The 10,563-nt window shown below is 74.9% G+C and carries 10 protein-coding genes and 1 pseudogene; 6 read left to right on the top strand and 5 right to left on the bottom strand.

Annotated elements, in window-relative coordinates:
* A pseudogene (locus AB0J72_RS58315) lies at positions 1-408 on the top strand (hypothetical protein); the annotation flags it as partial.
* A gap of 11 nt (positions 409-419) precedes the next feature.
* Here AB0J72_RS58315 and AB0J72_RS58310 read toward each other — a convergent pair.
* Entirely contained in the window at positions 420-848 is a 429-nt protein-coding gene (locus tag AB0J72_RS58310) for a MarR family transcriptional regulator (RefSeq protein ID WP_363417720.1), read from the bottom strand.
* Positions 849-923: 75 nt separating this feature from the next.
* On the opposite strand from AB0J72_RS58310, the gene AB0J72_RS58305 reads away from it, so the two are divergent.
* Positions 924-1,559, top strand: coding sequence for a maleylpyruvate isomerase family mycothiol-dependent enzyme (locus tag AB0J72_RS58305; protein ID WP_363417717.1), 636 nt, complete (start codon positions 924-926; stop codon positions 1,557-1,559).
* Between the two features lie 222 nt (positions 1,560-1,781).
* On the opposite strand, the gene AB0J72_RS58300 is transcribed toward AB0J72_RS58305, so the two are convergent.
* The 3 genes from AB0J72_RS58300 to AB0J72_RS58290 all read right to left on the bottom strand — a co-directional run bounded on the left by AB0J72_RS58300 (position 1,782) and on the right by AB0J72_RS58290 (position 5,439).
* A complete protein-coding gene (locus tag AB0J72_RS58300) occupies positions 1,782-2,963 on the bottom strand; it encodes a S8 family serine peptidase (RefSeq protein WP_363417715.1) in 1,182 nt (393 codons plus the stop codon).
* Between the two features lie 104 nt (positions 2,964-3,067).
* A complete protein-coding gene (locus AB0J72_RS58295) occupies positions 3,068-4,066 on the bottom strand; it encodes a hypothetical protein (RefSeq protein WP_363417712.1) in 999 nt (332 codons plus the stop codon).
* Positions 4,063-5,439: an MFS transporter gene (locus AB0J72_RS58290; RefSeq protein ID WP_363417709.1), complete on the bottom strand. Its 1,377-nt coding sequence runs from the start codon at positions 5,437-5,439 to the stop codon at positions 4,063-4,065. The genes AB0J72_RS58295 and AB0J72_RS58290 overlap by 4 nt, the downstream gene beginning before the upstream one ends.
* Before the next feature lie 178 nt (positions 5,440-5,617).
* On the opposite strand from AB0J72_RS58290, the gene AB0J72_RS58285 reads away from it, so the two are divergent.
* The 4 genes from AB0J72_RS58285 (at position 5,618) to AB0J72_RS58270 (ending at position 9,550) form a co-directional block, all read left to right on the top strand.
* Entirely contained in the window at positions 5,618-6,994 is a 1,377-nt protein-coding gene (locus AB0J72_RS58285) for a DNRLRE domain-containing protein (protein ID WP_363417706.1), read from the top strand.
* 144 nt (positions 6,995-7,138) lie between these two features.
* Complete coding sequence (locus AB0J72_RS58280; RefSeq protein ID WP_363417704.1) at positions 7,139-7,705, top strand: hypothetical protein; 567 nt, start codon at positions 7,139-7,141, stop codon at positions 7,703-7,705.
* A 10-nt stretch (positions 7,706-7,715) separates the two neighbouring features.
* A complete protein-coding gene (locus AB0J72_RS58275) occupies positions 7,716-8,915 on the top strand; it encodes a histidine kinase (protein WP_363417701.1) in 1,200 nt (399 codons plus the stop codon).
* A complete protein-coding gene (locus tag AB0J72_RS58270) occupies positions 8,912-9,550 on the top strand; it encodes a response regulator transcription factor (RefSeq protein WP_363417698.1) in 639 nt (212 codons plus the stop codon). Before AB0J72_RS58275 ends, AB0J72_RS58270 begins: the two co-directional genes overlap by 4 nt.
* A 13-nt stretch (positions 9,551-9,563) precedes the next feature.
* Here the strand turns inward: AB0J72_RS58270 and AB0J72_RS58265 are convergent, their stop codons facing one another.
* The gene (locus AB0J72_RS58265) at positions 9,564-10,499 is read right to left on the bottom strand and encodes an amidohydrolase family protein (RefSeq protein ID WP_363417695.1); all 936 of its coding nucleotides are present in this window, start codon (positions 10,497-10,499) and stop codon (positions 9,564-9,566) included.
* Between the last annotated feature and the right edge of the window lie 64 nt (positions 10,500-10,563).

Here is a 10,563-nt window from a genome sequence, read left to right as displayed (position 1 = left end):
GGCGCCCCGAGGACCGGCGGCGCCGGCAGCGGCGCTCCGGGCGGCGGCAGCCCCGGCGGCGGCGGGACGGCCGCGCCTGCACCGGCGGGCTCCTCCGGCGGTGCCGACGCCACCGAACCGGCGCCCACGACCGAGCCGCCGCCCCCGCCGCCGGCCTCGGACCCGCCGCGCTCGGAGACCCTCTCCTCCACCGGCGGCACGGTCACCGCCACCTGCGACGGCGCCGGGCGCGTGCGGCTGACGTCCCCGGACCCGGCGGACGGCTACAAGGTCACGACCTTCAACGGCGGCCCGGCGGCCACGGCGGAGGTCGCCTTCAAGCGCGGCAACGTCACCATCAGGATGTCCGTCACCTGCGACGGCGGCGCCCCGACCGCCACGACGACGAAGACCACCACGACCGGCTGACGCGGGCGGCATCACGCGTACGGGTCGGTGATCTCCCGCAGGTCGGTGAGGATCGCGCGGAGCTGGGTCATCCGGCGGGCGCCCAGGTGGGCCGCCCACTCCGCCTCGACCTCGGCGACGGCGGCCGCGGCGACGGTGACGGCCGCGGCGCCGCGGGCGGAGACGCGGACGAGCCGGGCGCGGGCGTCGGTCGGGTCGGGGGCGCGCTCGACATAGCCCGCCCGCTCCAGCTGGTCGACGAGGAAGCCGGCGGACTGCTTGGTGATCTGCGCCTGCTCGGCGAGGTCGGTGAGCCTGCTGCCGTCCTCCGCGATGCGCTGGAACACCTTCGCTTGCGCCGGGGTGACGTCGCCGAACCCGGCGGCGGCGAGCGCGGCGAAGACCCTGTTCTCCATCGCCCGGTACGGGATGAACAGCAGCAGGCCCGCGTTGAGCGACACGGTCACCGTCCTTGACGTTGGTCAGCCTCTCTGACTACATTGGTCAGAGAATCTGACTATAGCAGCGGAGCCGTCATGGACGCCGAGATGAGCTGGCAGGTCATCGCCGAGCAGCGCCGGAGCCTCGCCGACCTGCTCGAAGGCCTCACCGCCGACCAGTGGGGCGCGCCGTCGCTGTGCGCGGGCTGGACCGTCCGCGACGTGGCCGCCCACGTCGCGCTGGCGTCGCAGCCGCCGGGCCTCGCCACCATGCTGCGCGAAGCGGCCCGGGCCCGGGGCAGCTTCGACCGTCTCAACCACGACCTGGCCGTCCGGCACGCGGCCCGGTCCACCGGGCGCCTCGTCGCCGAGCTGCGCGAGCACGCGGACTCCCGCCGCCTGCCGGCCGTGACCAGCTACCGCAACATCGTGCCCGACATCCTCGTGCACTGGCAGGACATCGCCGTCCCGCTCGGCCTGCCGCACCCGGTGCCGCCGGCCGCCGCGGCCGCCGCCGCGACCCGGGTGTGGACGATGGGCTGGCCCTTCTGGGCCCGCCGCCGGCTGCGCCGGGTCCGCCTGGTCGCCACCGACACGACCTGGGCCGCCGGCCCCGACACCGGCGACGAGGTCCGCGGCCCGATCTCCGCGCTGCTGCTCCTGCTCACGGGCCGCACCGCCGCGGCCCTGCCCCACCTGTCCGGCCCCGGCCTCGCCACCACTGTCCGGTAGCCACCCGCCGCCACCCGCCGCCACCGGGAGCCGCCTCCAGAGCCGCCTCCGGGAGCGGCCCGCGGGAACGGCCTGCGGGAACCGCCCGCGGCGCCTCGGAAGCAGGCCTCGGCTTCGCCACCGCCCGGAAGTCGCCCCGCCGCCCACCGTGAGCCGGCCCCAGGCCACGAAGGCGGTGCCCGTCGCCCGGTGGGAGCGGGCCCGGCGTGCCACGGAGGTGGGTCAGCGGCGCCGGCGTGGGCCGCGCAGCAGCGGGCGGGCGACGCCGAAGACGAGCAGCAGCGCCAGCAGGAGCGATCCGCCGCCGACGACCGCGGCGCGGATCGCGGGAGTGCCCAGGCCGTCGCCTGAAGCCCGCGGCGGCGGCGCGTGGGTGGCGGGCGGCGCAGACAGGGACGGCGCCGCGGTCGGGCCGAGCGGGCCGAGCGGGTCGGCGGTGACCGGCGGGACGGTGGCGGTCAGGGCCGCGTACGGGTCGATCAGCCCGTGGCCGAAGCTGTCGTCGCGGCCCGGCGCGCCCTTGTCGCGGGCGGTGGCGAAGAGGCGGTTGACGACGTTGGCCGCGTCCAGCCCGGGGTGCCTGGACCAGATCAGCGCGAGGAGGCCGGAGACGATCGCGGCGGCGCCGCTCGTGCCCGAGCCGATCGCGAAACCGGAGGGGTAACGGGACTTCGGGGCGGCGCCGATGATGTCCTGCGCCGGCGCGGCGATGTCGACGGTCGGGTCGGCGATCGAGCCGTCCCACAGCCCGCCGGTGCGGGTCGTGCCGGCGACGGTGATGACGCCGGGGTAGCGGGCCGGGAGCGGCACGTGGTCGTCGCCCTGGGGGCGGTTGCCGCCGGCGGCGACGAGGACGGCTCCCTTGGCGCGTGCGTACGCGATGGCGTCCAGCTCCGGCTGCTTCAGCTCGTCGTCGGTGAGCGTGAACGACATGTTGATGATCTTCGCGCCGTGGTCGGCGGCGTAGCGGATCGGCTCGGCGAGCGTCCCCGCGGGCGCGCCGCCGGCCGCCCTGTTGCCGATCGGGATCGCGATCGGCAGGACCTTGGCCTTCGGTGCGATGCCGAGCACACGGTTCGCCCCGTCGCCGCCGCGGCCCGCCAGGACCGTCGCCATCTGGGTGCCGTGGCCGTCGGGGTCGTCCCACCCCTTCTCGCTCGCCACGCCGTTGGTGCCGGCGCCGGGCAGCAGCGCGCCCGACAGGTCCGGCTGGGCGCCGTCGACGCCGGTGTCGAGCACCGCGACGACGACGCCGTCACCCTTGCTGACCTGCTGGGCCTTCGCCATGCCGAGCGCGCCGAGCCACCACTGCTGCTCGCGGACGGTCTCGGCCTGTGCCGGCGCCGGGACGCCCCCGATCAACACCCCGGCCACCAGCGCTGCCACGGCGCTGCGCGTTCTCACGCCGCGACCGTACCGGCAAGGTCAGGACCACCACCACTTCTGGTTGGCGCCGCCGTAGCAGTCGTACTGGCCGACCGGGGCGGTCACCCACGCGGTGACCGGATTCAGACAGCCAGCGGCGCCGGCGACTCCGCGCCCGGGATCAGCAGGCGGGGCGCGCCCGTGCCGTCGGCGGGCACCGACCAGACGTCGGGGCGGCCGTCATCCTGGCGCAGCGTGTACCCGAGGGTGGACCCGTCCAGCCAGGCCGCCTGGTCGTCGACGCTCGCCTGCTCCGCGGTCTGTGTCAACCGCATGGTGGCGAGGTCGAGCACCGACAGCCGCCAGCCGCGCTGCGGGTCGGCGTCGATCGCCTGCTTGAACGCGATCCGGGTGCCGTCCGGCGACAGCGAGGGGCACTCGACGTTGTCGCGCAGGGTTTCGACGGTGCGGGCGGCGAGGTCCCCACGGACCAGGTACCGGCGGCCGGCCGTCGACATCGTCGCGTAGAACCGGTTGTCGTCGGCGGCGAACGTGACGCCCCAGAAGTTCACGTCGACGTTGCGGTAGGGCTTACCCTCGTGGATGACGGTGAGCTCCTCCAGCGAGCTGACGGTCGTGCCCGTCCGGGTGTCGAGGATGCCGGTGCGGGTGGAGAACCCGCTGCTGGTGTAGGAGTCGCCGCCGACGAAGACGGTCCACGCCACGAACCGGCCCGACGGCGAGACCCTGGCGCGGTTGGGCAGGCCGGGCACGGCCACGGTCTGCCGGGGGCGCAGGTCGGCGTCGAGGACGACCACCTCGTAGGCCCACGCGGTCTGCGGTCGCAGGCACACGCCCGTGCCGGCGGCCGCGTACACCCGCAGACACTCCACTGTGGACACGGTGCGCGGACCGGTGGGGTCCGCGGCGGCCACGGTCGCGAGGTGCCGGTCGGTGATCGTGAGCAGGCGCGGCCCCGGCGTGAGCGTGACGGCGGCGTCCTGCCCGGTCCCGGTCCCGGTCGCGGCCGCCGGCTCGGCACGGTCGGCGGCGAGCGCCGTGTAGCCCGCCGCGACGCCCGCGAGCACGACGACGGCGGCGGCGAGCACGCCGATCCGTGCCTTGTTCGACAGCTGTGTCATCGCACCGGTCCCCGTTTCCTCAGCAGCAGCAGTGTCCCGACCACGACCACGGCCACCCCGGCGGCCGCGGCCCGGCTGGCGGTCTGCGGGCCCCACGCCTGCCAGGCGAGTCCGAAGAGGACGGACGACACCAGGTACGCGAGCGCCTGCCCCGTCTGGACGACCGCGATGCCGGTGGTGCGCAGCCGTGCCGGCAGCACCGGCCCGGCGAGGGCGATGAGGACCCCGTCGGTGGCGGCGTAGAACAGCCCGTGCAGCGCCAGGGTCAGCACGAGCAGCGGCCACCCGCCGACCGGGCCGAAGAGCAGCAGGTAGGCCAGGCCCAGCGCCGTGTAGCCGCCGAGGACCACCGGCAGCCGGCCGATCCGGTCGGCGAGGATGCCCAGCGGCGCGGCGAGCAGCAGGTACGCGAGGCTCGTGCCGACCGCCAGCATCGGGAACCACACGAGGCTGAGCTCCTCGCGGCGTTGCAGCATCAGGTACACGAAACCGTCGCCGATCGTGGCGAGCCCGAGCAGGCAGGAGGCCGCCGCGAGCCGCCTGACGGGCGCGTCACGCAGCAACCCGAACGCGGCCTTCAGCGACACCTTGTCCGCCGCGGATTCGGGCACCGCCGCGGGCTCGGGCACCGCCGCGGATTCGGGCCCTGCCGCGGGTTCGAGCGCAGCCGCAGGTTCGGGCGCTGCCGCCGGTCGTTCGCGGACGAACAGGGCCAGCACGACGACCGCGAGCGCCGCGATGCAGAAGCTGGTGACGAAGACGGCGTCGTAGGACTCGCCGGCGGCGGCGAGGACGGCGAGCGCGACGAGCGGGCCGAGGAACGCCCCGATGCTGTCCATCGTCCGGTGTACGCCGAACGCCCGCCCCAGCGCCTCCGGCGGCGTCGACTCGGTGATCAGCGCGTCGCGGGGCGCGGTCCGCACGCCCTTGCCGAGACGGTCGACGGCGATGACGGCGCCGATCGCCGGCACCGACCGCCCGGCGAGGAGCAGGCCGAGCTTGGCGACGGCGGACAGCGTGTACCCGAAGCCGGCGACCAGCTTGCGGGAGCGGAACCGGTCGGCGACGAACCCGCCGGCGAGGCGCAGGACCGCGGTCGCGCCGGTGTAGACGCCGTCCACGACGCCGTAGGCGAGCGGGCTGACGTGCAGGCCCAGCACGAGGTACAGGGGCAGGACCGCGGTGACCATCTCGGCGGACACGTCGGTGATGAGGCTGACCGTGCCGAGGGCGACGACGTTGCCGCTGACGAGCGCGATCCGCCGGCGGCGCGGGTCACCGCCCGGTGGCGCGGTGACCGGGCTGGTCACGGTCGACAGGTACACCCCGGTGGTCTCCCTCTCCTGCGGCTCCTGCGGGCAACGGTGCGCCATCGTCCGACGGCGGCGGATCTTCCCGCAACGCCCCGGAAACGGCGGGCCGGCGTGCAGCACATGAACGGGACTTTACATCGAAGTATTTCGTTATATGTTTACCTTACGGTACCGGTGCGGCCCAACGGCGTCCCTATGTTCCTTGCGCTTCTGCACACGCCCAGAGAAGGGTTTCTGGATGGGCATCCGTCTCACCCGCCCACAGGTGACGATGGCGACGGTCGCGGCGCTGGTCGCCGCCACCGCCACCGTCGTCGTGGCCGCCGCGACCCCCGCGTCGGCCGCCACGGCCACGTTCACGCCCGCCGCCGACACGTACGTCCAGAGCGACACCGCGTCCACCAACTACGGCACGGCGACGCAGATCGTCGTGGACAACTCGCCGGTGCGCCGCCTCTTCCTGCGGTTCACGGTGTCGGGCGTCAGCGGCACGGTCACCGCCGCCAAGCTGCGCCTGCGCACCATCAGCGGCAACGACGGCAGCCCCGCCGGCGGCACGTTCAAGGCCATGAGCAGCACGACATGGTCCGAGACGGGCACGACCTGGAACAACCAGCCCGCGATCGACGGCGCGACCCTGGGCACCATCGGTGCCGTCACGCGCGACGGCTGGTACGAGATCGACGTCAAGGCGCTCGTGACCGGCAACGGCACGTTCAGCATCGGCGGCAGCTCCACGAACGCCGACGGCGCCTACTACGACTCGCGCGAGAGCGGCGCCGACGCCCCGCAGCTGGTCATCACCACCGGCACGACCACGCCGCCCTCGGGCGACCCCGTGTTCGTGGGCGCCGGCGACATCGCCAACTCCGGCTCGGGCGACAGCGCCACCGCGGCGCTGATCGACAACATCCCGGGCACCGTCTACACGCTGGGCGACAACGTGTACGACAGCGGCACGGCGAGCGAGTTCAACTCGTACTACGAGCCGACGTGGGGCCGCTTCAAGGCCCGCACCAGGCCCTCCCCCGGCAACCACGACTACGTCACGTCGGGCGCCTCGGCGTACTACAGCTACTTCGGCTCCGTCGCCGGGCCGTCCGGCCGTGGCTACTACTCGTTCGACCTCGGCAACTGGCACATCGTGTCGCTGAACTCGAACATCAGCATGTCCGCGGGCTCGGCGCAGGAGCAGTGGCTGCGCGCGGACCTCGCGGCCAGCGGCAAGCCGTGCACCCTGGCGTACTGGCACCACCCGCTCTTCACGTCCAGCTCCAACCACGCCCCGTCGACCTCGACGCGCCCGCTCTACCAGGCGCTGTACGACTACAACGCCGACGTCGTGCTGTGGGGTCACAACCACGTCTACGAGCGCTTCGCCCCGATGAACCCGAGTGGCGCCCTGGACAACGCCCGCGGCCTGCGCACCTGGGTCGCCGGCATGGGTGGCGCCAGCCACTACGCCTTCGGCACCATCCAGCCCAACAGCGAGGCCCGTAACAGCTCCGCCTACGGCGTCCTCAAGTTCACGCTCCACGCCGACACGTACGACTGGCAGTTCGTCCCCGTCGCCGGCCAGTCCTACAGCGACAGCGGCACCGGTTCCTGCCACTGACCGCACGCTCCACCGTCCGCCGGGGTGCACGCGTTCCGTGCCCCCCGGCGGCACGCGGGCAGCCCGGCACATGACGAACGGCAGCCGGAACCTTGGCCGCCCGGCACTCCCCCGCGTGCCGCCCGCGAAAATACGGTCCACGGCATGGATCTCATGTGGTTGCAACGGTTCGGCGCCGCCAGCGGCGTCCTGCTCGGGCTGTCGATCGGCGTGCCGGGCGCGGTGGAGGCGTTCACCGGCGAGACGACGGCGACGAGCTTCGTCCTCGGGCTCGGCACCGCACTCTCCGCGCCCGCGGTCACCGCCCTCTACCTGCACCATCGCGCCGCCGCCGGCAGGTTCGGGGCGGCCGCCTACGCGGTGAACGTGCTCGGGCTTGGGCTGTTCACCGGCGTCGCGTTCGCGCTGAACCTGGTCCTGTTCCACCTCGACGAGTCCACTGTGGACACGCTGCGGGCCGGACCGTTCGGCACGGCGCTGCTGATCAGTGCCGTGGTGTTCGTCGCCGGCACGATCCTCTTCAGCGTCTCGATGCTGCGCTCCGGCGGTTTCCCGAGGCTGCCCGCGGCCGGCTACGGCGTGTCGCTGACGCTGCTCGCGGCGCTGGCCCCGCTGCCGGACACCCCGGCGACGAGCCTGGTGCACGTGCTGGCCGCGGCGTCGATCGGGTGGCTGGCACTGTCCGTGCTGCCGGCCTCCGGCGGACAGTAGCCTGAATCGCATGATGCGCCCGTCGTGGCTGCCGTTCGTCGTGTACGGCGCGGTCCTCGCCGCCGGTCTGCACCATCAGGTCAGGGCCGGCGGCGTCGCGCAGGCCGCCGCGCTCGTCGCCGCGATCGGGGCGCTCGCCGCCCTGGAGCTGGTCGAGCACCGCGTCGCGGCGCCGGCGGCGGTGTTCCTGACCGCCAGGACCGCGCTGTTCGTGCTGGTCGCGGCGCTCGACGGCGACGGGCTGGCCAACCTGCTGTTCCTGCTGGTGCCGTTCGCCGCGTACTTCGCCTACGGCAGGAAGGTCGCGGTCACGCTCGCCGCGGTGGGCGTGGCGGTGCCCGTCGCGTGGCTGAGCGTCGCCGACCCTCACTGGTACACCGGCGGCGAGCGTGTCAGGGACGTGCTGATGCTGGCCGTCGGCATGTGCCTGGCGGTCGCGATGGCGGCGGCCGCGGTCGGCGAGTCCGACTCGCGGGCGAGGCTGCGGCTGGCGCTCGACGAGGTCGCGGAGCTGTCCGCGGCGGCGGAGCGCGGACGGGTCGCCCGGGACCTGCACGACAGCCTCGGACACCATCTGACCGCGGTCAGCATCCAGCTGGAGAAGGCGGCGGCGTTCCGCGAGCGGGATCCGGTGGCGGCCGATCAGTCGGTACGGGCGGCGCGCGACTCGGCGGCCCGCGCCCTGGACGAGGTGCGCGGTGCGGTACGGGCGTTGACGGCGCCGTTCTCGCTGACCGGCGCGCTGGCCGACCTCGCCGGCGAAGGGGTGGACGTGGCGGTCCTCGGCGACGAGCCGGACCTGCCGCTGGCGGCGCGGATCGCGGTGTTCCGGGCGGCCCAGGAAGGCGTGACGAACGCCCGCCGGCACGCGGGCGCCGGCCGGGTCACGGTCCGGGCGACGTTCGGCGGCGGCACGGCGCGGCTGGTCGTCGCCGACGACGGTCACGGCTTCGCGGCCGGCGCGGCCGAGGGCTTCGGGCTGCGGGGCATGCGGGAGCGGCTCGCCACGGTCGGCGGCAGCGTCGCCGTCACCACCGGCCATACCAACGGAGACCCGGCCACCGGCGACGACACGGCCACCGGCGAGGATGCAGACACCGGCCGAAGCGGCGACGGCGGCGCGGCCACCACGTACAGCGGCGGCGGCACGGCCACGAAGCGCGGCGGCGGGTCCGGGGTCACCCTCACCGTGACGGTGCCGGCGGCATGACGGCGGTCCGGGTCCTCGTCGTCGACGACCAGCAGCTGGTCCGCGACGGCATCGCGTCGCTGCTGGGCATCCAGCCGGGGATCGACGTCGTCGGCACCGCCGCGGACGGCGCCGAGGCGGTCGCGAAGGCCCTCGACGCCGCGCCGGACGTGGTGCTGATGGACGTCCGCATGCCGGTCATGGACGGTGTCGAGGCCACCCGGGAGCTGCGCGAGCGCCTCCCGGGCTGCCGGGTCGTGATGCTCACGACGTTCGACGACGACGAGTACGTGACGCGGGCGCTCCGGGCCGGCGCCAGCGGCTACCTGCTCAAGGACCTGGCCGCCGCCGACCTGGCCGCCGCGGTCCGCCTCACGCACGCCGGGGTGGCGCCGCTCGCCGCCGGGGTCGCCGCCCGGCTCGCCGCCGCGACCCCGGACCCGCCGGCCCCGGCGGGCGGCGCGCTCACGGCCCGGGAGGTGGAGATCCTGCGTCTGGTCGCGACTGGCGCGACGAACCGCGAGATCGGCCGGGCCCTGTTCGTCAGCGAGGGCACGGTGAAGAACCACGTGTCGCGGGTGCTGACCCGGCTCGGCCTGCGCGACCGTACCCAGGCCGCCCTCTACGCCCGCGAGCACGGCCTCCTCACCGACTGAGCACCGGCCGCGTTCAGTGGCTGACCGGCACGCCGCGGACGTAGACGGCGCGGATGTCGTGCAGGGCGGCTGGGTCGCGCAGCGGGTCGCCGGCGACGACCAGGAGGTCGGCGTCGAAACCGGGCGCGACGCGGCCCTTCCGGTCGCCGAGCCCGCACACCGCCGCGGCGACCGACGTGACCGCGCGGAGCGCGTCGACCGGCGTCATGCCGATCCCGGCGAGCTGCGCGACCGCCCACCGCACGACGTCCGGCGGCTTGATCGGGGCGATGCCCGCGTCGGTGCCGGCGGTGATGACGGCGCCCGCCTCGTACAGGCGGCGACCCCCGGCGTGCAGCAGCGGCAGGCGGGACAGGACCGCAGGCGGCGGGGTGAAGCCCGGGACCGGCTTGACGCCGATCGTGATGCCGAGCGCCACCCGCCGCGCCACGACGGCGGCGAGCACCGCGTCGGGGACCGGTTCGACGCTGTCCGCGGTCATGAACGACACGTGCTCCAGCCCGTCGACCCCGGCCGCGAGGGCGTCGGTGATCGCCTGGGTGCCGTGCGCGTGCGCGGTGACGGGCAGCCCGAGCCGGTGCGCCTCGTCGACCGCGGCCCGCAGCTCGGCGACGCCGAACTGCGACCGCTCCGGCCGGGTGCCCGGCGTGAGGTTGCCGCCGCTCGCCATGATCTTGACGATGTCGGCGCCGCGTTCGGCGCGCTCGCGGACCGCGGCCCGGACCCCGGCGGCGCCGCCGGCGGTGCCTGCGGTGCCGGCGATGGCGCCGCCGAGGAAGTGGCAGTGCCCGCCGGGCGTGGTGATCGGCGGCCCGGCGGCGACGATCGTCGGCAGCGTCGGGTCGCCCGCCACCGCGTCGCGCAGCGCGAGGGCGAGGTAGCCGCGGTCGCCGAGGTCGCGGACCGTGGTCACGCCGCCGCGGGTGGCGTGCCGGGCGGCGGCGGTCATCGATGATGTTCGTCGACCACGAGATGAGCGCGGGCGCGCAGTGGGTCGCGCCGTCGTTGACCGT

The sequence above is a fragment of the Dactylosporangium sp. NPDC049742 genome (assembly GCF_040674675.1).
GTDB classification, from domain to species: Bacteria; Actinomycetota; Actinomycetes; order Mycobacteriales; family Micromonosporaceae; genus Dactylosporangium; species Dactylosporangium maewongense.
The sequence above is the reverse complement of the archived record's forward strand: the minus strand, read 5'-3'. Positions and strand labels throughout refer to the sequence as shown.